Origin of the sequence: Gloeobacter kilaueensis JS1, from assembly GCF_000484535.1 — a bacterium.
Lineage (GTDB): Bacteria > Cyanobacteriota > Cyanobacteriia > Gloeobacterales > Gloeobacteraceae > Gloeobacter > Gloeobacter kilaueensis.
In genome coordinates this window covers 3,185,245-3,205,299 of sequence record NC_022600.1, presented here as the reverse complement: position 1 = coordinate 3,205,299, position 20,055 = coordinate 3,185,245, and the positions used below count along the sequence as shown (strand labels likewise).

The window sequence follows — 20,055 nt, the reverse complement described above, 5'->3', positions numbered from 1 at the left end:
AAAACTGGACATACTATATTTTCTGCAACCCACCCCGGTTCATGAGCGAAAAAACTGACACTGCCTTCGAGCGTTCGGTTGTCCAGTCTGCCCGCGAACTGCTCTACGAAGGGGCGCTCGCCGTCGTCGATGGAGCCTTTGCCGGGGCGCTCGCCGCCATTCCCCAGGCCAAAGGCGATCAAAAGACTGTCGTTCACGACCTGAACTATACCGAGGTTTTTATCCGCGACAATGTGCCGGTGATGGTCTATTTGCTCATCGAGGGCAAAGGGGCGATCGTCCGGCACTTTCTTGAGACCTGCTTGAAGCTGCAGAGCACCCACCAGCAGACGAGCGGCATCTTCCCCACCAGCTTCTTTGAAAGCGAGGGACGCCTCGTCGCCGATTACGGCCAGCGGGCGATTGGCCGGGTCACTTCGGTGGATGCGACGCTCTGGTGGCCCATCCTCGCCCACACCTACGTCCAGCGCACAAAGGACCGTCAGTGGGCGAGCGAGCCCCACGTCCAGGCCGGACTGCAGCGCTTTTTGCGGCTGGTGCTGCAGCCGGGGTTTCGGGACGCGCCGACGTTGTTGGTACCGGACGGGGCGTTCATGGTGGACCGCCCGCTCGATGTCTGGGGCATCCCCCTCGAAGTCCAGACGCTGCTGTACGGGGCACTGGTGAGCGCAGCGGAGTTGATTCGCGTCGATCTGGAGGCCAAGGGACTGTTGGAGGGAGGCCATCCGGCTGTCCACCACGCCGAGAAAGCGTTTATCAGCGAGCAGCGCCAGCAGTTGCAGCAGGCGATCCGCTGGGCCCACCGGTTGCGCCACTACCTGCTCAAGTACTACTGGGTCAATACCAGCAGCATTCAGGTGCTGCGCCGCCGGCCCACCGAGCAGTACGGCGATCAGATTGCAAACGAGTACAACATCCAGACCGAGACGATCCCCCACTGGCTGCAGCTCTGGTTGGGACCGAAGGGCGGCTATCTTATCGGCAACATCCGCACCGGCAGGCCCGACTTTCGCTTTTTTACCCTGGGCAATTGCCTGGGGGCGATCTTTGACATCTTGAGCAGTGCCCAGCAGCAGTCGCTCTTTCAGCTCGTCGTCCACAACCAGACTGAGCTGGTGGCCGAGATGCCCCTGCGCATCTGTCACCCGCCCCTCGACAGCGAAAAGTGGCGCAGCGTCACAGGCTTCGATCCTAAAAACCGGCCCTGGTGCTACCACAATGGCGGGCACTGGCCCTGCCTGCTGTGGTATCTGGCTCTCGCTATCCTCCGCCACCCCAGCAAATCTACGGCCCGATTGAAGCCTGCGCTGCAGCTGTTGGAGCAGACCTACCAGGATTTGCTCTACCGGCTGCCCAAACAAAAGTGGGCCGAGTACTTCGACGGCCCGACGGGGCTATGGACCGGCCAGCAGGCCCGCTACTACCAGACCTGGACGATCGTCGGCTTTTTGCTGGTGCATCACCTGTTGCGGGTGGAGGCAGCGGACGCCCACATCTTTGATCTGCCCCGCCTCAAACATCTGCGCCCGCTCATGAATTAAAGAAGCAACTTCTGCCGGGAAGTAGTCCGCCGGTCAGACGACAGGCGGGGACTGTTTGGCCAACGATGGAGTGGCAGGCAAACGCAGCACAGCGAGGACGAAGCGATGCAGCCACGGCAACTGAGCAACGAACTGCGCCACGGGCAGAGTCCCGACCTCAACCGCCGCCGGTGGGTGATCGGGCTATCGCTGCTGGCGGGAACGATGGGCAAGATCGTCTCGCTCTATCAGACCGGCATCGTTCGCCACCTGCCCGATCCACCTGTACCCGGATTCGACTCCGACCGGGTCGATGCTTCCGACTACGCTTACAAGCGCCTTGAGACCCCCGACGGTCTTTTTATGATCGCCAACTACGCGCTTACGGCGATCCTGGCCGGCGCAGGCGGTGCGGATCGGGCGCGGACCCGGCCCCTGTTGCCGCTGCTGACCGCCGCCAAGACTTTGATCGACGCCGGGGTGTGTCTGGAATTGGCCCGCGAAGAGTGGCAGGAGAACAAGGCGTTCTGTGCCTACTGCCAGGTGGCGACGGTCGCCTCCCTCGCCTCGGCGGCGATTGCTCTACCCGAGGCGCTCGCAGCCCTGCGGCAAGGCAAGCAGGGCTGAATCCGCGCTGGCAATCCACAACTTGCCTTGACAGAAGCGACTGGCTTCTAAGAGGATACAAGCACCAGTCAACCAGCGGGTGGCTGTAAGTTCCGCGTTTAACAACCCAAACTTTACTGGCTCATCGGTGCTCCAAGGCAGGACAATGAGCCTGCTGAGGACTTCCAGTCAGATGTTGCTCACCGGTGGCAGTTGCCATCGGTCAGGGGGGACGATGCCGGATCTGCATCTGAACGACCACAATCTGCCGTACCCGGATACGATCCATCCGATCATCGTTCACTTCGTGATCGCGATGATTGTCTTCGCGGTTCTGTGCGATCTGATCGCTTACTTTACCGGCAAGCGTCGCCTGCTTGAGGTGAGCTGGTGGAATATGGTCGTCGCCTCGGTGGCGATCTTCTTTGCGATTATCTTTGGCCAGTTCGAGGCGGCGCTCGCCCAGCCCTACGAGGCGGTAAAACCTGTCCTGCAGACCCACACGCTGATTGGCTGGTCGCTCTCGGCGATCGTCGTGGCGATGACCGCCTGGCGCGGCATTCTGCGGCTGCGCAATCCGCTGAAGATTTCACCGGTCTATCTGGGTGTGGGGGTACTGCTCGTGGGCCTGGTCAGCTATCAGGTGCTGCTCGGCGCGCGGCTGGTCTGGGTCTACGGCCTGCATACCGTACCGGTGGTCGAGGCCACCCGCAATGGAGCCGCGCCATGAATCCACCGGCGGATCAACTGGGCTTTTCGGTGGGGGCAAACGGCCTGCCCTACGCGATCCCGATCCATCCAAATCTGGTGCATCTGACGCTAGGGCTTTTTATCATCGCTATCGTCTTCGATATTGCCGGGGTGCTGTTTCCGATCGAAAAGCCGCTCATCAAGATCTTTGGTTTTGCCGCCAACCGCTCCAACTTCTTCGACGTAGGCTGGTACAACCTGCTGGGCTCAGCAATCATTACGTTTTTTACCGTGAGCGCCGGTTTCTTCGAGATCATGCTCGCCCAGCCGCCCCTCGATCTCAAAAGCAGTTGGGGGTTGACGGCCTACCAGACGATGCTCTGGCACGGCGTCGGCGGTGTGGTGTTGTTGTTTGCGATCGTGGGCCTGACGCTCTGGCGCGGCCTCCAGCGCTACCGGTGGCGCAAGGACCAGTCCCGGCAGGTGCAGTGGAGCTATCTGGCGGCGGGGGTGGCGGTAATCGCTGTGCTCTACTTTCATGGCACCCTCGGAGCCCAGATGGCAGCCGAATTCGCCATCCACAATACGGCGGGCAACCTGTTGCGGCAGGGCGTTCCGCTGCGCTCGATCAAGTGAGTGTCTATCGGTTTCTCTACAGGAGTTGTTAGTGGACACAGCGACTAAACCCACGGTCATCGTCGGCGGTGGCTTCACCGGCCTGTTTACGGCTCTGTATCTGAGCCACCTGCGCTACAACCAGCCGATCGTGCTCATCGATCAAGATGCGCGCTTTGTCTTCAAGCCACTGCTGTACGAATTTCTGGTGGGCGAGATGAGCCCTGAGCAGGTCTGGCCCAGCTACGACGAACTGCTGGCAGGTAGCGGTACTACCTTTATCAGCGATACTGTTACCCGCATCGACCTGCCGGCTAAAAAAGTCGAACTCGCCTCGGGCCTGCACTACGACTACCGCTACCTGGTGCTTGCCCTGGGCAGCGTCGCCGGGTACTTCGGTATAGCGGGGGCAGAAGAAAATGCCTTCTCTTTTCGCACCGCCCGCGAGGCGATTGCCCTGCAGACTCACCTGCGCCAGCAACTGCAAAAAGCAAGCCAGACCGACGATCCCAAGCTGCGGGCCAGTCTCCTTAGTGTGGCGGTGATCGGAGCCGGACCCTCCGGTCTCGAGTTGGGGCTCACCCTCGCCGACTGGTTGCCTCAGCTTTACAAGGAGCTGGGCGGCAGGGGCGAGGAGGTCCGCATCACTTTGCTCAACCGGGGAACGGAAATTCTCGCAGGCGATGCCAATACTCACCTGCGCAACTCTGCCCTCGAAGCGATGCAGCGGCGGGCTGTCCCGGTCGCACTGGTGAGTGGGGCGGCGGTGAGCGCTGTCAGGCCCGGCGAGGTCGAGTACAAAAAAGATGGCGAGACCGCCGTGCTGGAGGCAGGCACGATCATCTGGACGGCGGGTACTGCCAACCATCCGCTCTTAAAAGATCTGGCCATCCCCGACGAGCAGCGCGACAAGCACGGCAAGCCCTTTGTCACCCCGACGCTGCACCTGCTGGCCTATCCGGAGGTTTTTGCCGGGGGCGACTGCGTGACGTTGCACAAGAGCGAGCCTGCCCTGGCCCAGGTTGCCTACCAGCAGGCAAAGTCGATCGCCCACAATCTGGTAAACGTCCTGGCAGGCGATGTGCCTAACCCCGAGCACGTCTTCTTGCGCGGTACGCTGATGAAGCTGGGCCTGAGCGAAGCGGCGGCTGAGATCTTCAACAAGTACGAGATCAAGGGCCACCTCGGCCACGCCATTCGCCAACTCACCTATCTTGAGATGCTCCCTACCCCCGTCCACGACCTCAAGGTGACGACCGAATGGCTGAGTGACGAGGTTTTTCGCCGCGCCGGCAGTCTTAGCTAGTTGACAGTCCACCCCACCCGGATAGGGCCATGCCGCTCAAGAACCTCCTGATCATCGCCGCCATCGTCGCTGTCGATTCTGCTCTGAGTGTCTGGGTGGGCAGCCAATCGCCCGGTTGGCTGCCGGTGCAGGCGACGGTCGAGGCCGGGCTGATCGACGAGTTGTTTCGTCTTTTAGCGACGATCGGCGCGTTTATCTTCTTTGGCATCGAGGGGGCGCTCCTCTATTCGCTGCTCTTCTCCCGCGCTGCGAAGGGAGACTTTAGCGACGCTGAGCCCATCGAGGGCAACACCCGGCTTGAAATTCTCTGGACGGCGATCCCGGTGGTGCTGGTGATCTATCTCGGGGTCTACAGCTTCGACATCTACAAGCGCATGAGCATTCTTGGCCCAATGCAACTGGTGCATCTGCACCTGCCCGGCAGCAGCGAACCCGCCCTCGCAGCCGCACCACCGATTGCCGGTAAGCCGGACATCGTCATCGAGGTGATGAGTCGCCAGTGGGCCTGGTCGTTTTACTACCCCGACGCTGGGGTGACAAGCAGCCAGCTGCACCTTGAAGCAGGCAGGCGCGTCCGGCTCAAGTTGCGCTCAGCGGATGTGCTGCACGGCTTTTATGTGCCCGAATTTCGAGTCAAGCAGGACATCGTACCGGCCCGGACGATCGACATGATGTTTACGCCCACCCGGCCTGGCCGCTACCGGCTGCACGATTCTCAATTTAGCGGCACCTACTACGGTGCAAACGAGGCGGATGTCATCGTCGATGCACCCGCCGACTACGGGCGCTGGCTTGCGGGCGCTGCCGCCGGCAGACAGACCGGCCCACTTGCCCAGCCCCCGCCCGTCGAAACCCAGGAGCCAAAGCGGGCCTTCTCCAGCGGCTGGCCGGTCGTTCCCCACGTCGAGCCGCCGATCAAGCGAGCATCCCCTACCGGAGGCAAATAGCGATGGTCGAACTATCCGACGGCAATCTCGGAAGCAACAAGCCCCACCAGCCCCCGGCCAACTGGCGCGTCTACTTCAGCTTCAGTACCGACCACAAGGTGATCGGCATCCAGTATCTGGTGACCTCTTTTATTGCCTATCTGTTTGCAGGGCTCTTTGCGATGGTGATCCGGGGAGAACTGATGACCCCGCCCTCGGATCTGGTGGACCGCTCGCTCTACAACGGTCTATTTACCATGCACGGCACCTTGATGATCTTTGGCTGGATCTTTCCGTCGCTGGTGGGGCTTTCCAACTACTTCGTGCCCCTGATGATCGGAGCCAGGGATATGGCTTTCCCCCGGCTCAACGCCGTCAGTTTCTGGATGTTGCCTCCGGCAGGGCTGTTGTTGATGGCGGGTTTTTTTGTCCCCGGCGGAGCCGCCCAGGCAGGCTGGTGGTCTTATCCGCCCGTAAGCCTCCAGAACCCTTCCGGCAGCCTGATAAACGGCGAGGCGGTCTGGATTGTCGGTGTGGCCATCTACGGCATCTCCTCGATCCTGGGGGCGGTCAACTTTGTGGCGACGATCTTTCGGCTGCGGGCTCCGGGGATGACCCTGTTTCGGATGCCGATCTTTGTCTGGACCACTCTCTCCGCCCAGATCATCCAGCTTTTTGGCATTCCGTCGGTGACGGCAGCCGTGGTCCTGCTATTTTTTGATCTCGAATTTGGCACGGGCTTTTTTAACCCGGCAAAAGGCGGCGACCCGATTCTCTACCAGCACCTGTTCTGGTTCTACTCGCACCCGGCGGTGTACGTAATGATCCTGCCCGCCTTTGGCATCGTCTCGGAGGTGCTGCCGGTCTTTGCCCGCAAACCGCTCTTTGGCTACAAGGTGGTGGCGATTTCGAGCATCATGATTGCTGCTTTGAGCTTTTTGGTCTGGGCCCACCACATGTTCGCAAGCGGCACCCCGAACTGGATGCGAATCTTGTTTATGATCACCTCGATGGCGATCGCTGTGCCCACCGGCATCAAGGTCTTCAGCTGGACGGCCACGATCTGGGGCGGCAAATTGCGCCTCACTGCCGCCATGCACTTTGCCATCGGCTTTGTCGCCATGTTTCTGTTTGCCGGGATCACGGGCGTCATGCTCGCCTCGGTGCCGGTGGATATTCACGTCAACAACACCTACTTCGTCGTCGGCCACTTTCACTACGTCGTCTACGCCGGTACGGTGAGCGGTATCTACGCCGCCATCTACTACTGGTTTCCGAAGATGACAGGCAGAATGCTCAACGAGAACTGGGGCAAGATCCACTTCTGGCTCAACTTTATCGGTCTCAATCTGCTCTTTATTCCGATGCACCAGTTGGGCCTGTTGGGGATGCTCCGGCGGGTGGCCTCCTACGACCCGCAGTACCAGCCGCTCAACGTCGTAGCGAGCATCGGCGGCTTTTTACTCGGGGTCTCGACTTTGCCTTTTATCTTCAACGTCGTCATCTCCTGGACGCGGGGCAAGCGGGCGGTGGCCAATCCCTGGCGCGCCCTCGGCTTAGAGTGGACTATCCCCTCGCCGCCGCCGGTCGAAAATTTTGCCAAGATCCCGGTCGTCACCGGTATGCCCTACGGCTACGGCCTGATCGAGCCGACGCCTGCCCAGCCCACCGCCTCCGAATAAATATATGGATACCCCTGCCCAACCTGCCCCGATCGCTTCTGCCCACCACGAGGAGCCGGACAATCGCATGTTCGGCGTCACCATCCTTTTGCTCTCCGAGAGCATGTTGTTTTTTGTATTCTTCGCTGCCTACGTTGCCCTGAGACTCACCAGCCCGCGCTGGCTCCCGGCAGGGGTGGACGGCCTCGAAGTGATCCGCCCGGCGATCAACACCGTCGTCCTCGTCTCCAGCAGCTTTGTCATCTTCTTTGCTGAAAAAGCCCTCGAGCGCAACAATCTCACGCTCTTTCGGGGCTTGCTCCTGCTCACCTCGGCGATGGGGGGCTACTTTTTACTCGGTCAGGCGATCGAGTGGCGCAGCCTGCCCTTTGGCCTCACCACCGGCCAGTTCGGCTCGACCTTTTATCTGCTCACCGGCTTCCATGGCCTGCACGTCCTGGTGGGCATCCTGCTCCAGCTGGGTGTCTTCGCCCGCTCGTTCGTCGCTGGGCTCTATACCCCCGAGAAGCACTTCGGCCTGAGTGCCGCCTCGCTTTTCTGGCACTTCGTCGATGTAATCTGGTTGATTCTCTTCGCGCTTCTGTACCTGTGGCAATCGCCAGCAGTGCAAGGTTAAACCGCCTTTGCGTCTTCAGGGAGTGACAGTGAAGGCAGTGGGACTCTGCGCCTTACCGAAGGGCACGTAAACATCAATCTTGGCCGTCGTCGCCCCAGTTGGAACAGTGACGACCAGTTGGGTGTCCGAGACGATGGTGAAGGGAGCCTTCTTGCCGTTGGTGAAGTAGACATAAGAAGTCTTAGAAAAGCCCGTGCCGGTGAGGGTAATTGCTGTTCCCACTGGACCGGAAGCAGGAGAAAAGCCAGTAACAAGCGGTGTGGAAGGATTGATTTTGGTGATGAAAGCATCGTCTCCACCATTGAGTGTTGCTTGTACGGCACCGGGAGTGATCGGGAAGCTCGGCGACACAGTTTCCCCACTTACATAAGCATTGCCGGTACTGTCCAGCGCTACGCTAATAAAGTCAACGTTGCCTGGAAGGAGAGTAGAAAAAATCAAGCCGGAGCCTGTAGCGTTCAATATGCTGAGGAAGCCTGCAAAGCCGTTAAGGGTGAAGTAGATTTCGTTAACCAATGGAAAGTTGTTTGAGGTGGTAGAGCCACTTACGTAGGCGTTACCCAGATTGTCTACAGCTATGTCGTAGCCGAAATCGGAACTGTCTCCTCCCAGGTAAGTGGAATAGACCAAGGTCTTGCCTGCTTTGTTCAGCTTTGCCACAAACGCGTCGCCTTCCGTTAAGCCGCTACCACCACCATACCTGCGCTGACGCACGTCACGCGTCGTTGGAAAATTGGTTGAAGTGGTAAATCCACCCACGTATGCGCTAGTGCAGATGGGCTGAAAAGAGCTGGTAGTTCATACCTGCAAAGGCTTGCCCTGGTAGGTCCACTTGAACGGCTTCGCCCATTCCAGGTTGTAATACTCAATAAAGGCCCACACCCGCTCGCGCAACTCCTCAACTGAGCGGAACGAGCTACGCCTGAGCACTTTGCGTGCCAAGATCGATAGCCACATCTCGACTTGATTGAGCCAGGAGGCATGTTTGGGTGTGTAGTGCAAAACAACTCGGTGCTTCGGATCGCTCAGGTATGCCTGTCGGCTGGCCATCGACTTGAGGATGCCGCTTTTGCCTTTGCGCCCCAACTTCTCAGAGCTACCCTCCACAGCAGCGACTAACCGCACCAGCAACTCAGACTGATGAATGTTGAGATTGTCCACCACAAAGTGCCAGCGCACAGCCTCAGGACGGGTGCCCATCGCCAGCACCAAAGAAAGAGCGAAGTCTTCTTCTGCACGGGTGGGAGCGGCAAACGGCGCGACAAGTTGGCCACTGGCCACCTCCCGATGAATAATCAGAGACAGCGTGCCGTGACGAATGTACTCAAACTCCTGCTTCTCAGGCGCTCCTGGCCGCATTGGCTTGTCTGGATGCAGACGCTCCAGTGCTTGCACTGCGGTCATTTCATCACTGCTGAAAACTACTTCTCCCGCCGCTTGCAGGGCGGGTGCCTGTTGGTAAAGTGCGCAGATGTGCTGCACTTTAGGTTCAAAGTTCTCGTCTTTTAGCGCGGTGAGCCAGCCCCGGACGCGGTGGGGTTGGAGATCCCCTTTTTGAGTAGGCGCAAGGCATGACGCGGCGAAATTGAAGGCAGGATGCCACGGGCCACGATTTCTTTGGCGATTTCGCTGCCAGACCACTGAGTAATCGGGCGGCCTGATTTTTCTGGCGCTTCACACGCTAGAGCGACAATCTGACAAAACTGCTCCGGGCTAATAGCAGACTTCTTGCCTGCTCTGGGGGCATCGGCCAGTCGCTCCTCAATGCTGAGATCTGGCAGTGGGATGGCCGCAACAGCCAGCCAGCGGCTGCGCCAAAAGCGCACGGCATCGGGGTCCGTGTCGTGAGCGTGTGCCACCTGGGAGTTATTGAGGCCGTCGGCGCAACCAAGAATGAGTTTGGCTCTCCAGGCTAGCTGTTGGGGGGTGCTGTGTTTGGTTGAGAATTTCTGCAGAGCTGAGCGGACATCTTCAGCAAGTACCAGAGCGGGTGGTTTGGGTCCAGGCATGAGTGGTTACCGAAATCCTGCCTACAAACTACCAGACTGACTCAGCCCACCTGCACTAGCCGTCCTGTCCACCGCAATGCCAAAGCCTTCGTCCCTACCCTTGCCTCCTAGATAGGTGGAGTAGACCAAAGCAGTACCTGCTGCACTCAGTTTCGCCACAAATGCATCGTAGTCCCCTCCACCAAACTGGCTTTGCGGCGCATCAGATGTTGTTGGAAAGTCAGTTGAGTAAGTGAGTCCAGTTACGTAAGCGTTACCTGCTCTATCCACTGCTATACTGTTGCCAATATCGATGTCTTTACCTCCTAGGAAAGTAGAGTACGTAAGAGTAGTTCCAGTCGCGTTCAGCTTCGTTACAAATGCGTCTCCGGCACCGCTCAATTGAGTTTTAGCTGCATCAGACGTGGTCGGGAAGTCAGGCGAACTAGTATTTCCAGTCAGGTAGGCATTACCGGTAGTATCAATAGCTATACCATAGCTGTAATCGTAGTCGCTGCCTCCCAGATAGGTAGAGTAGACCAGAGCAGTACCCGCTGCATTCACTTTGGTTATGAATACGTCCTCTGGACCCCTCAATTGGGTCTGCAGCGCGCCGGTTGTGGTCGGGAAGTTGGTTGATTGAGTGAGTCCGCTTACGTAAGCATTGCCAGCTCTGTCTACCGCTACGCCATAGCTGAGATCGGAGCCTCCTCCTCCCAGATAAGTAGAGTAGACCAGGGCAGTTCCTGTTGCGTTCAGCTTTGCCACAAAAGCTTCGTAGTCACCACTAGATTGAGTTTGTGGTGCATCGGATGTAGTCGGAAAATCAGCTGAAAAGGTATACCCACTTACATAAGCGTTACCTGCTTCGTCCACCGCTACGCCGTAACTACTCTCGAAACTTCCGCCTCCAAGGTAGCTAGAGTAAGCCAGAACGGGGTCGATAACCAGCTTTCTACTCTGGTTGTGACCGACTACCGAAAAGCCAACCGTTTGATGGTTTAGTTGCACATACCGTCCCTGCAGTTGTCTCTTGTTGCCGGAGTCGTACTCATAGACTGTTGGAGGCAGCTGCCGCATCTGGCCTGCTTCGCTCTCGACCACCAGCCCACCTTGCTTGTCGATGAAAACGCGCTTTGCTCCACTGAATCGTAAACGAATGCGTCCAGGGTCAGCATGGGGTGCTACTACAAAGTCGTACTCCAGCTGCCCATACTCGCTGTGGTAAATCAAGTCGATGCCAGGATACACACTCTTGCTTTTCACACGACCATAAGTTGCCACATCAGTGCGCCACTGGCTCGGGTCGTTGCCTTTTAGATAGTTGACCTTACCCGGTAGAGCGTCGATTCCTTCTAGCTGTGCCTGGCTATCTGCTCCCACCAGTTGCATCTGCACGAGTGCTGTCTTTGTCTTTGTGCTCAAGTGGGACGGTTGGAGTGCGCCCTTGTCTTTAGTCAAGCCTGGTGTAGCGGACTGGAAAGCAAACAGCATCTCTGTGGGCAGCAAGGCTACTCTATAACCGCCTGTACGAGCAAGGAAGCGCACAGCAGCAGGTGCTTGACCGACATTCGGCTCGAAGCTCACAGGCAACTGGCCGTACTGCTTGCGAGCTGTACTGAGTCGTTCAGCCGAGGAGGGCACCACTGGCGGTGAGCTCTTTACGGCAACAACCGGCAGCGGGGCAGAAAGAACCTGGGCCTGGATAAGCAGAGTAGCAATGCTCAACAGGGCAGCAGTGCGATGGAAAAGCATGATATCACCGGGGCAAGTGTGGCGCTCGCATTATAGGTAGAGTCTTCAGGGACAAGTCGGTAATGCGCAAAACACTTTACATCTCGTTATTGTGGGCAGCGGGTGTATGAGGTTACGCAGGTCGCAAAGATGACGGGTGAGCGCGACTCCAGGGGCTGAATTGATGATCTAGCCACGCTGACCGAGAAAGTGCAGCCTGCGAATTGGATCACTCATTTGCAGGAGACTTACCGAAGCCCAGGGGGGATTGAAGTGCCAGAACAGGTGCGCAGGCAATCCCAGAGCCACGAGCAAAAATGCTCGAATCACACCACCATGGCAGACAATGGCGACGTTTTTATCGGCAGGACGAGCGAGCAATTCGTTCAAAAAAGATTCCACCCGGACAAGAAGCTCAGCCACCGATTCGCCGCCCGGCGGCTGGAAGGAAAGGGGGTCCGCCATCCAGCGGGCAAATCTTGCCGGGTCTTCTTGCTGGATCTGATCGCCGCTCCATCCTTCCCACGCCCCAAAGTCGGTCTCAGCTACCCTGGGTTCGACCTGGACGGTTGCAGCGGGCCAGAGAGGTTCTAGCAGTTCAGCCGTCCGGCGGGCGCGCTGCAGGGGACTTGTAAACACGATGTCGGGCAGTGGTTGGTGGGCAGCAAGCCAGTGGGCCAGTTTTTCGACGTTGCTCACGCCGGTGGTGCTGAGAGGCGGGTCGGTACTGCCGCAAAAGCGCCGCTCTTCGCTGAGGCGCGTCTCGCCGTGGCGGATGAGGTAGAGGTTCAAGAGAGCTTCCGTCGTCAGATACAGGCAATTGCATTATCCTGGCCTCAAAAGTATCAAGTTGACGATGAGCGAGGAACAATCCGCCGACGATCCAGCGGCGCTTTTGCAGGAGGCCGCTGCTGGGCTCATATTTATCAGTGAGTCGGAAGCGCCTTTTCGTGCCCTCCGTTGGCCGGTTGCGACGATCGATTCTGCCCAACTGTTGAAGCGCACCGGCCATGCTACCGGGATGCGTGTAAGAAAGCTGGCCCTTCGAGAGTTCTTCAGCTCGGCCTGCCGCGAAGAAGATTGGTACGGCCCCGAGGAACAGCAGACAGCCGCCCGCTTCCGGCACCTCGTTCAGACGATCGAGCAGAACTTGAACGATGTGCAGGTGTACCGGGTAGGCGATACGGAGGCTGACATCTACATAGTCGGTCGCAACCGAAAGGGTACCCTGAGCGGCCTCTCGACCCAGGTGGTTGAGACGTAGGAGCAGGTGGATCAGCTACCGGCAAAGCGCGAGAGGATGCCGTCTGTGATCCATTCGAGGGTCACCTTAAAGTCGTGGCTGATGTCGGGCAACAGCTCCAGATAGGTTCCCTGGCGGATCAGGTGGCCAATTTTGCCCTTGATCTCGATGCGATCGTAGATTTCGGCGGCGCTCTCCCCCAGGCCCAGTTTCAAAAGCGAGCCTCGCAAGTTGACAGCCACCGGCTGCAGCGGTTTGCCTTCCGCCAGGCGCACCAGATTCTCGGCGATACCGGCACCCTGCTGGTAGGCGACCTGGGCAGTGGAAGGGAGCGGTCTGGCCTGGCCGTGGCTTTTGTTCCGGTCCGCCTCGTGCGGTTCGTAGTCCTGGCGATGGCCGTTGTGAGCAGCAGACTGGTAATCGACGGCGCAGTCGCCGCCGCAAAAAACCTCGGCGTATTCCGGCAACTGCAGCGCCTCGTTGACGCGCAACTGGCCGCGATGGTCGCGGTTGTGCTCGCTCACCGGCAGTGCGCGGACAAGTTCCGGTGTGGCGGTCCCAGCAGTCCAGATCACGGTCTGGGCTGCCAGCCACCGAAGTTGATCCTGGTCTGCGGGCTGAAGGGCCACCTGGCCCGGCTGCACCTCGACCACCGCCGTACCAGCTGCAACCGGACGGGAGCGCGGCGGCTGGCCAGCGCCTCTGTCGCGGCTGAGCGCAGCTTGCTGTTGATGTCGCCTTCGAGGAGCATCTTGCCGTGGTTGATCAGTACAATCTGCAACTCGCGCGGATCGCCTCCCAGGGGCTCGTACCACTGGGGCAGCAGATCTCCGAGGGTAGCCGCCAGCTCGACACCGCTCGGTCCGCCGCCCACAACCGCGACGCTCAGGAGCTTGCGCCGCTCAGCCCTGTCGCTGGTCTGGCTCGCCCGCTGCAGGCAATCGCGCAGGTGACGGGCAAGCAGCAGTGCGTCCTCGCCGGTCCGAAAAGCGAAAGTGTTTTGCTGGGCTCCCGGCACACCGAAGTAGCCGGTCGTGCTTCCCAGACCCAGCACCAGGTACTCGTAGCCGTACTCCGTTCCCTCTGCCAGCCGGACACGCCGTCCGGTGAGGTCAATATTGTTCACGCAGCCTTGAACAAAGGTCACGCCCCGGTGTTCGAGCAATTCACTGAAAAGCGGACAGACTTGATCGCTGCTCATCTCACCGCTCAGGTACTCGTAGAGGAGCGGTTTGAAGACAAAGCGCTCTGCGTCGTCGATCAAGATAATTGGTCGGGGATAGTTGCGGTGGCTGAGGTGTAGGGCCGCAAATAGACCGGTAAAACCGCCGCCTAAGATCAACGTCGGTTGCTGAGATGAGCGCATAGAGCCTCCTGTAGGGTCTAGAGCACTGAGCTGCCAGGTTCGAGGATTTTATCGACCTGCGAAAAGCCCGCTACTTTGAGAGCCCGCCGGGCCCGGCGGATCCTGCGGGGCGTGTCGTCCATCAACAACACTGCCCCGCCCCAGGCAATCGCCTGCCGGTAAGCTTCTGCCCTCGTATTGGGGATGCCCAGGTTGGCCAGGGCAGCAGCGAGGCTGCCAGTTGCCGCTCCGACGATTGCCCCGGCCAGGCTCGTCGCTGCAGCAATCCACACACCGCTCAGCACGGGTCCGGGTTGAATTTTGGGCAGCCACAGAGCGGCGACGGCGACGAGCAACCCGCCACCTGCCCCGACCGCCGCCCCGACCGCAAGTCCGCCTAAAAGTGCTGAGCCTGCCAGGTGGGCGATCTCGTCGCGCACCTCCCCCTCGGCCAGCTTTTTGCCCAGAGATTCCGCCGAATCGACGACCACGAACCGCTCGGGGTCGAAGCCCAGGTGCTGCAGGCGGGCAACGGCCCCCTCGGCCTGCTGTCTGTCGCTGAATGTCGCGATGCCGCGAATTTGAGGATTTTCCATCTTTCCTCGACTCTTACCTGGACGGATCGACAGGACCGGCCCCCTTGCCGAGGATGCCGTACTCGTAGGGACCAGCGGTAATCTTTGGCGGTGCGGTGAAATTTTTGACGGGCGGGGGTGAGCTGGTCAGCCACTCCAGACCGTGGGAGCGCCAGGGATCGTCCCCTGCTTCTTTGCCCACCAGCCAGCTGAAGACGGCGTTGAAGATAAAAGGCAGCGTCGAGATGCCCAGCAAAAAGCCCCCGAGGCTGATAAACACGTTCAGGTTCTGAAATTCAGGAAGATACACCGCCACCCGCCGGGGCATCCCAAGCAGCCCGACTGCGTGCATCGGCAAAAACGCCAGGTTCAGCCCCGCGATCGTCAGCCAGAAATGCAGCTTGCCCAGCGCTTCGCTCATGATCCGGCCCGTCATCTTTGGAAACCAGTAGTAGATACCCGCGTACAACCCGAGCACGCTTGCCCCGAACAAAACGTAGTGCAGGTGGGCAACGACGAAGTAGGTGTTGCTGACATGAATATCTACCGGTACTGTGGCAAGCATGATCCCGGTCACCCCGCCCATCACGAACATGACCACAAAGCCCATCGCAAAGAGCATCGGTGCGGTGAGCCACAACCGGCCTCGCCACATCGTCGCTATCCAGTTGAAGACTTTGAGACCGGTAGGTACGGCGATCGTCATCGAGGTGACCATAAAGAACAGACGCACCCAATCGGGGGTACCGGAGGCGAACATGTGATGCACCCAGACCGAAAAGCCGATCACCGCGATCGCCACTGTGGAGATCACGATCGTCCGGTAGCCAAAGAGCGGCTCGCGGCTGAAAGTGGGCAGGATTTCGCTCACCATTCCCGCCGCCGGTAAGAACATGATGTAGACAGCAGGGTGCGAGTAGAACCAGAACATGTGCTGGTAGACGAGCGGATCGCCGCCTCTTGCCGGGTTAAAAAAGCCCGTTCCCGCCGTCAGGTCGAAGGCAAGCAATACCAGAGCGGCGGTGAGCACCGGCACCCCCAGCAGGGTCATCATCGAGACGACCAGCATGTTCCAGACAAACACCGGCATCCGAAACAGCGTCATCCCCTCCACCCGCATCGCAAGGATGGTGGACATCAGGTTAAAGGCAGCCAGCAGCGACGAGATGCCCAAAAGCACGACGCTCACGATCCAGATCAGTTCGCCTGCAGGCAAAAGACCGGGAGCCGCCTGCAGACTGACAGGCGGGTAGGACCACCAGCCGGATTGGGCCGGTCCTCCAGGCAATAGATAGCTCGACAGCAATAGCAGCCCCGCTACCGGGATGATCCAGAAACTCGCTGCGTTCAGCCTCGGAAAGGCCATGTCCTCCGCCCCGATCATCAGAGGCACCAGATAGTTGCCCATCCCGACCGAGGCCGGGATCACCCACAAAAAAATCATGATCGTCGCGTGCAGGGTAAACAGGCCGTTGTAGGTGGCGGGGGAGACGAGATTGAGGTTCGCCGTCGCCAGTTCCGCCCGAATCAACATCGCCATCAAACCGCCCACCAGATAGAAGCAGAAGGTGGTCACCAGATACTGGATGCCGATCACCTTGTGGTCGGTGCTGAAGCTGAAGTAGACACGCCAGTTGCTGCCAGTGACGGGCTGGCGCTCCTCGCTACTTTGACCGGCAAGGCTCGTCATCGTCCGCTTGCTCCTGGAGTCGAATCGAGCCAGCGCTCGTAGTCCTCGGGTAGCTCGACCACCACCCGAGCGCGCATCGCTCCGTGGTAAAGACCGCACAACTGCGTGCATTCGAGCACGTAGCGACCAACGCGCAGGGGCCGCAAGTTCAAGGGGATCGTCCGGCCTGGGATCACGTCCTGCTTGAGCCGAAAAGCGGGTATCCAGAAACCGTGAATTACGTCCTCGGAGCGCATCGTGAGATTGACCTGCTGACCGGCGGGCAGGTGCAGTTCGCTCTTGGCCGGGTGGCCGGGGTAGAAGAACGTCCAGCCCCACTGGTGGGCGACCACCTCGATCTGAATCGGGGCTGGACCACTGGACAACTGTGCTTCTGGGGCGACCAGTGGGTGGGCGTGACCAAAGTTGAGGGGAGTGGTGACGATGAGCTGGCGGTAGACCTGATAGCCGTACACCGTCAAAAACGCCACCAGCACCACCGGGAGCAACGTCCATAGCTGCTGCAGCCGCTCGTTGTCCTGAATATTCGGACCGTCACTGGTATCTTCGCCCGCCCGCCTGAAGGCAATCGCCATATAGAGGACAAGGGCCAGAACCGAACCGGCGACTATCGCCGCGAGCGTCAACTCCAGCCGAAACAAGCCATCGACAGCCTGCGCCTCAGCACTCGCCGCCACCGGCAATAGCCAGCCTGTACAGCTACCAAGCCAGAGACCAAAAGCCCCGACGACCACCGCTGCTGCGGTCAATACCAGGATCTGCAGAAGCGTTCCTCGATCCAGGATTCGGCGAAGATTGACCATGCGCCCCCGACCGCTGCCGACATCGCGGTGCTACCCCAAATCACACTGATGCGGTACTTTGTCGCCGTCCCAATCTAAGTCGCTCAGTTGACTGGAACGTCCGTCACAAGATAGATCCGGTCGTCCGTCAGCCCGCTGCTGTGCGCAGATCGCCGATGAGATCGTCCACGTCCTCGACGCCGACCGAAAGGCGAATCAAACCGTCGTCGATACCCAGTTCAGCGCGGCGCTCCGGCGGAATCGAGGCGTGGGTCATAATTGCCGGATGCTCGATGAGGCTCTCGACCCCCCCCAGGCTCTCGGCAAGGGCAAACAGCCGACAGCGCTCCAGGAAGCGGCGCGAGGCGGGCAGCCCACCGCGCAGGATGGCCGTGACGATGCCCCCAAAGCCGCGCATCTGGCGGCAGGCGAGAGCGTGCTGGGGATGGCTCGTCAGGCCGGGGTAGATCACTTTTTCGATAAAAGGCTGTTCTTCGAGCCAGCGGGCGATGGTGAGGGCGTTGGCGCAGTGGCGCTCCATGCGCAGGTGCAAAGTCTTGAGGCCGCGCAGGGCAAGAAAGCTATCGAAGGGACCGGCGATCGCTCCCACGGCGTTCTGCAAAAAAGCGAGCTGTTCAGCGAGAGCCGGGTTGTCGCCCACGACGACGATGCCGCCCACGATATCCGAGTGACCGTTCAGGTACTTGGTGGCCGAATGGACGACCAGGTCGATGCCCGATTCGAGCGGGCGCTGCACCCAGGGGGAGGCGAAGGTGTTGTCGCAGACGGTGAGAATGCCGCGCTCGCGGGCAACCTGGGCCACCGCCTTGAGGTCCACCAGCCTGAGGAGCGGGTTGGTCGGACTCTCCACCCAGATGAGCCGGGTCTCGGGGCGGAGGGCGGCTTCGAGCGCTGCTGGGTCCGCCAGGTTGACAAAGCTAAAATCGAGGCCCGCCGAGCGGCGGCGCACCCGCTCGAAGAGCCGGTAGGACCCGCCGTAGAGGTCATCCATCGCAACGATGTGGGAGCCACTTTCGAGGGTATCGAGAATCGTCGCCATCGCCGCAAGGCCCGAGGCGAAGGCAAAGCCCCGGCTGCCGCCTTCGAGATCCGCCACGCAGCGCTCGTAGGCGGCGCGGGTCGGGTTCTGGCTGCGGGAGTACTCGTAGCCTTTGTGAACACCGGGGCTCTGCTGGACGTAGGTCGATGTGGCGTAGATGGGCGTCATAATTGCGCCGGTGGCCGGGTCCGGCTCCTGACCGGCGTGGATGGCGCGAGTGTCAAAATTGTAGGGGCGGTTAGAAGAATCACTCATGGTTGACTCGTATTGCGGCGCAGGTAATTGAGCATGTCGATGCGGGTGATGAGGCCCAAAAAGCGCTCACCCTCGACGACGATGGCGACGTAACCCTGATCGAAGATGGGCAGGAGCGCTTCGAGGGGAGCGTCGGGGGCAAGGGTCTCAAGGTGGCTGGTCATCGCCATGGTCACAGGGCTTGTGAACTGACAGTCGCGCTTGTAGACGGCAAGCAGCAGATCCGACTCATCGACGATGCCCACCACCCGATCCCCTGAGAGCACCGGCAGCTGCGAGACATCGCTCAGGCGCATCCGGTTGTAGGTGGTAAGCAGTGTGTCGTCGGGACCGACGCTGAGGGTCGCCCCTTCGTCGTGCCGCCGGGAAATCAAATCGCGCAGGTCGCCCGCCGGTGGCCGGGTAAGATAGCCCTGGTCCGCCATCCAGAAGTCGTTGTACATCTTGGAGAGGTACTTGTTGCCGCTGTCGCAGATAAAGGTGACGACCCGTTTGGGCGTGCTCTGGGCCTGACAGTAGCGCAGGGCCGCCGCCAGCAGCGTACCGGAGGAGGAGCCGCCTAAGATGCCCTCGCGCCGCACCAGTTCGCGGGCGGTCACAAAGCTCTCGGCGTCGCTTATGACGAAGGCTTCGCTCACCAGCGACAGGTCCGACAGCGGCGGGATAAAATCTTCGCCGATGCCCTCTACCGCCCAGGAACCGGCCTCACCGACTGTTCCTGTGCGCACGTAATCAGCAAGAATCGAGCCTTTTGGATCGGCTAGAACCATCTGGACGTGGGGAGCGACCCGGCGAAAATAGCGCCCGAGGCCAGTAATCGTGCCGCCAGAACCGACGCCGCAGACCACCGCATCAAGGTCGTGGCCTACCTGTTCCCAAATTTCGGGGCCGGTCGTCTCCTCGTGGGCGCGGGGATTGGCCGGGTTGGCAAACTGGTTGACGTAAAAGGCACCGGGAATTTCGGATGCCAGGCGCTCCGCTCTGTCCTGGTAGTAGTCGGGGTGGCCCTTGCCGACGTCGGAACGGGTCATCACCACCTGGGCACCGAGGGCTCTCAGGTGGAAGACCTTTTCCTGGGCCATCTTGTCGGGAATGACGAGAATCAGCCGGTAGCCCCGGCTCGCGGCCACCAGGGCAAGACCCAGGCCAGTGTTGCCCGCCGTCGCCTCGATGAGGGTGCCCCCCGGCTTGAGACGGCCCTCGCGCTCCGCCGCCTCGATCATCGAGCGACCGATCCGGTCCTTGATCGAACCGCCGGGGTTCTGGTTTTCGAGCTTGACGAAGAGCCTGCAAAGACCAGTATCGAATTTTGTCAGCTCCACCAGCGGCGTATTGCCGATGAGCGTCAGCGGATCGCCCACAGCCGGAGCGAGAATCTTTGTATCCGAGAAGCTGGACATAGGCAGTTTTTGAAAGAAAAGC

The 20,055-nt window shown here is 59.9% G+C and carries 21 protein-coding genes; 9 read left to right on the top strand and 12 right to left on the bottom strand.

Annotated elements, in window-relative coordinates:
* The first annotated feature begins 41 nt into the window (after window positions 1-41).
* The 8 genes from GKIL_RS14835 (at window position 42) to GKIL_RS14800 (ending at window position 7,961) form a co-directional block, all read left to right on the top strand.
* On the top strand, window positions 42-1,541 hold the full coding sequence (locus GKIL_RS14835) for a glycoside hydrolase 100 family protein (RefSeq protein WP_023174527.1): 1,500 nt from the start codon (window positions 42-44) through the stop codon (window positions 1,539-1,541).
* A 105-nt stretch (window positions 1,542-1,646) separates the two neighbouring features.
* The gene (locus tag GKIL_RS14830; RefSeq protein WP_023174526.1) at window positions 1,647-2,147 is read left to right on the top strand and encodes a vitamin K epoxide reductase family protein; all 501 of its coding nucleotides are present in this window, start codon (window positions 1,647-1,649) and stop codon (window positions 2,145-2,147) included.
* A 214-nt stretch (window positions 2,148-2,361) separates the two neighbouring features.
* Window positions 2,362-2,856 carry a DUF2231 domain-containing protein gene (locus GKIL_RS14825; RefSeq protein WP_023174525.1) on the top strand — a complete coding sequence of 165 codons (495 nt, stop codon included), beginning with the start codon at window positions 2,362-2,364 and terminating at the stop codon, window positions 2,854-2,856.
* Entirely contained in the window at window positions 2,853-3,452 is a 600-nt protein-coding gene (locus GKIL_RS14820; protein ID WP_023174524.1) for a DUF2231 domain-containing protein, read from the top strand. Before GKIL_RS14825 ends, GKIL_RS14820 begins: the two co-directional genes overlap by 4 nt.
* A 31-nt stretch (window positions 3,453-3,483) precedes the next feature.
* Window positions 3,484-4,737 carry an NAD(P)/FAD-dependent oxidoreductase gene (locus GKIL_RS14815; RefSeq protein WP_023174523.1) on the top strand — a complete coding sequence of 418 codons (1,254 nt, stop codon included), beginning with the start codon at window positions 3,484-3,486 and terminating at the stop codon, window positions 4,735-4,737.
* 29 nt (window positions 4,738-4,766) lie between these two features.
* A complete protein-coding gene (locus GKIL_RS14810) occupies window positions 4,767-5,684 on the top strand; it encodes a cytochrome c oxidase subunit II (protein WP_023174522.1) in 918 nt (305 codons plus the stop codon).
* A gap of 2 nt (window positions 5,685-5,686) precedes the next feature.
* The gene (gene ctaD / locus GKIL_RS14805) at window positions 5,687-7,345 is read left to right on the top strand and encodes a cytochrome c oxidase subunit I (protein ID WP_023174521.1); all 1,659 of its coding nucleotides are present in this window, start codon (window positions 5,687-5,689) and stop codon (window positions 7,343-7,345) included.
* Window positions 7,346-7,349: 4 nt separating this feature from the next.
* A complete protein-coding gene (locus GKIL_RS14800; protein ID WP_023174520.1) occupies window positions 7,350-7,961 on the top strand; it encodes a cytochrome c oxidase subunit 3 in 612 nt (203 codons plus the stop codon).
* A 15-nt stretch (window positions 7,962-7,976) separates the two neighbouring features.
* Here the strand turns inward: GKIL_RS14800 and GKIL_RS22820 are convergent, their stop codons facing one another.
* The 5 genes from GKIL_RS22820 to GKIL_RS14775 all read right to left on the bottom strand — a co-directional run bounded on the left by GKIL_RS22820 (window position 7,977) and on the right by GKIL_RS14775 (window position 12,475).
* Window positions 7,977-8,621 carry an SBBP repeat-containing protein gene (locus GKIL_RS22820; RefSeq protein ID WP_023174519.1) on the bottom strand — a complete coding sequence of 215 codons (645 nt, stop codon included), beginning with the start codon at window positions 8,619-8,621 and terminating at the stop codon, window positions 7,977-7,979.
* Window positions 8,622-8,759: 138 nt separating this feature from the next.
* Window positions 8,760-9,443 carry a transposase gene (locus GKIL_RS14790; protein ID WP_223173775.1) on the bottom strand — a complete coding sequence of 228 codons (684 nt, stop codon included), beginning with the start codon at window positions 9,441-9,443 and terminating at the stop codon, window positions 8,760-8,762.
* Window positions 9,444-9,466: 23 nt separating this feature from the next.
* Complete coding sequence (locus GKIL_RS14785) at window positions 9,467-9,970, bottom strand: helix-turn-helix domain-containing protein (RefSeq protein ID WP_023173029.1); 504 nt, start codon at window positions 9,968-9,970, stop codon at window positions 9,467-9,469.
* A 21-nt stretch (window positions 9,971-9,991) separates the two neighbouring features.
* Entirely contained in the window at window positions 9,992-11,704 is a 1,713-nt protein-coding gene (locus GKIL_RS22815) for a DUF7948 domain-containing protein (RefSeq protein WP_023174517.1), read from the bottom strand.
* A gap of 168 nt (window positions 11,705-11,872) precedes the next feature.
* Complete coding sequence (locus GKIL_RS14775; protein WP_023174515.1) at window positions 11,873-12,475, bottom strand: histidine phosphatase family protein; 603 nt, start codon at window positions 12,473-12,475, stop codon at window positions 11,873-11,875.
* A gap of 64 nt (window positions 12,476-12,539) precedes the next feature.
* Between GKIL_RS14775 and GKIL_RS14770 the strand changes: the two genes are divergently transcribed.
* Window positions 12,540-12,947 carry a nuclease A inhibitor family protein gene (locus GKIL_RS14770; protein ID WP_023174513.1) on the top strand — a complete coding sequence of 136 codons (408 nt, stop codon included), beginning with the start codon at window positions 12,540-12,542 and terminating at the stop codon, window positions 12,945-12,947.
* A gap of 11 nt (window positions 12,948-12,958) precedes the next feature.
* Here GKIL_RS14770 and GKIL_RS22810 read toward each other — a convergent pair whose 3' ends face one another.
* From GKIL_RS22810 to GKIL_RS14740, 7 genes are all read right to left on the bottom strand, one after another.
* Complete coding sequence (locus GKIL_RS22810) at window positions 12,959-13,501, bottom strand: NAD(P)/FAD-dependent oxidoreductase (RefSeq protein ID WP_144080406.1); 543 nt, start codon at window positions 13,499-13,501, stop codon at window positions 12,959-12,961.
* Window positions 13,498-14,292: an NAD(P)/FAD-dependent oxidoreductase gene (locus GKIL_RS22805; RefSeq protein ID WP_081705262.1), complete on the bottom strand. Its 795-nt coding sequence runs from the start codon at window positions 14,290-14,292 to the stop codon at window positions 13,498-13,500. Before GKIL_RS22805 ends, GKIL_RS22810 begins: the two co-directional genes overlap by 4 nt.
* Before the next feature lie 17 nt (window positions 14,293-14,309).
* Complete coding sequence (locus tag GKIL_RS14760; protein WP_023174512.1) at window positions 14,310-14,867, bottom strand: RNA-binding protein; 558 nt, start codon at window positions 14,865-14,867, stop codon at window positions 14,310-14,312.
* Window positions 14,868-14,880: 13 nt separating this feature from the next.
* Window positions 14,881-16,536: a cytochrome c oxidase subunit I gene (ctaD, locus tag GKIL_RS14755; protein WP_023174510.1), complete on the bottom strand. Its 1,656-nt coding sequence runs from the start codon at window positions 16,534-16,536 to the stop codon at window positions 14,881-14,883.
* A complete protein-coding gene (locus GKIL_RS14750) occupies window positions 16,533-17,339 on the bottom strand; it encodes a cytochrome c oxidase subunit II (protein ID WP_023174509.1) in 807 nt (268 codons plus the stop codon). Before GKIL_RS14750 ends, ctaD (GKIL_RS14755) begins: the two co-directional genes overlap by 4 nt.
* Before the next feature lie 127 nt (window positions 17,340-17,466).
* Window positions 17,467-18,633, bottom strand: coding sequence for a trans-sulfuration enzyme family protein (locus GKIL_RS14745; protein ID WP_023174507.1), 1,167 nt, complete (start codon window positions 18,631-18,633; stop codon window positions 17,467-17,469).
* On the bottom strand, window positions 18,630-20,033 hold the full coding sequence (locus GKIL_RS14740) for a pyridoxal-phosphate dependent enzyme (protein WP_023174506.1): 1,404 nt from the start codon (window positions 20,031-20,033) through the stop codon (window positions 18,630-18,632). The genes GKIL_RS14745 and GKIL_RS14740 overlap by 4 nt, the downstream gene beginning before the upstream one ends.
* Window positions 20,034-20,055: the final 22 nt, after the last annotated feature.

Bases quoted from the DNA above. Each gene is read 5' to 3' on its own strand.
- GKIL_RS14835 (WP_023174527.1), top strand. From the start codon at position 42: ATGAGCGAAAAAACTGACACTGCCTTCGAGCGTTCGGTTGTCCAGTCT.
- GKIL_RS14830 (WP_023174526.1), top strand. From the start codon at position 1,647: ATGCAGCCACGGCAACTGAGCAACGAACTGCGCCACGGGCAGAGTCCC.
- GKIL_RS14825 (WP_023174525.1), top strand. From the start codon at position 2,362: ATGCCGGATCTGCATCTGAACGACCACAATCTGCCGTACCCGGATACG.
- GKIL_RS14820 (WP_023174524.1), top strand. From the start codon at position 2,853: ATGAATCCACCGGCGGATCAACTGGGCTTTTCGGTGGGGGCAAACGGC.
- GKIL_RS14810 (WP_023174522.1), top strand. From the start codon at position 4,767: ATGCCGCTCAAGAACCTCCTGATCATCGCCGCCATCGTCGCTGTCGAT.
- ctaD (WP_023174521.1), top strand. From the start codon at position 5,687: ATGGTCGAACTATCCGACGGCAATCTCGGAAGCAACAAGCCCCACCAG.
- GKIL_RS14800 (WP_023174520.1), top strand. From the start codon at position 7,350: ATGGATACCCCTGCCCAACCTGCCCCGATCGCTTCTGCCCACCACGAG.
- GKIL_RS14785 (WP_023173029.1), bottom strand. From the start codon at position 9,970: ATGCCTGGACCCAAACCACCCGCTCTGGTACTTGCTGAAGATGTCCGC.
- GKIL_RS22815 (WP_023174517.1), bottom strand. From the start codon at position 11,704: ATGCTTTTCCATCGCACTGCTGCCCTGTTGAGCATTGCTACTCTGCTT.
- GKIL_RS14770 (WP_023174513.1), top strand. From the start codon at position 12,540: ATGAGCGAGGAACAATCCGCCGACGATCCAGCGGCGCTTTTGCAGGAG.
- GKIL_RS22805 (WP_081705262.1), bottom strand. From the start codon at position 14,292: ATGCGCTCATCTCAGCAACCGACGTTGATCTTAGGCGGCGGTTTTACC.
- GKIL_RS14760 (WP_023174512.1), bottom strand. From the start codon at position 14,867: ATGGAAAATCCTCAAATTCGCGGCATCGCGACATTCAGCGACAGACAG.
- ctaD (WP_023174510.1), bottom strand. From the start codon at position 16,536: ATGACGAGCCTTGCCGGTCAAAGTAGCGAGGAGCGCCAGCCCGTCACT.
- GKIL_RS14750 (WP_023174509.1), bottom strand. From the start codon at position 17,339: ATGGTCAATCTTCGCCGAATCCTGGATCGAGGAACGCTTCTGCAGATC.
- GKIL_RS14745 (WP_023174507.1), bottom strand. From the start codon at position 18,633: ATGAGTGATTCTTCTAACCGCCCCTACAATTTTGACACTCGCGCCATC.
- GKIL_RS14740 (WP_023174506.1), bottom strand. From the start codon at position 20,033: ATGTCCAGCTTCTCGGATACAAAGATTCTCGCTCCGGCTGTGGGCGAT.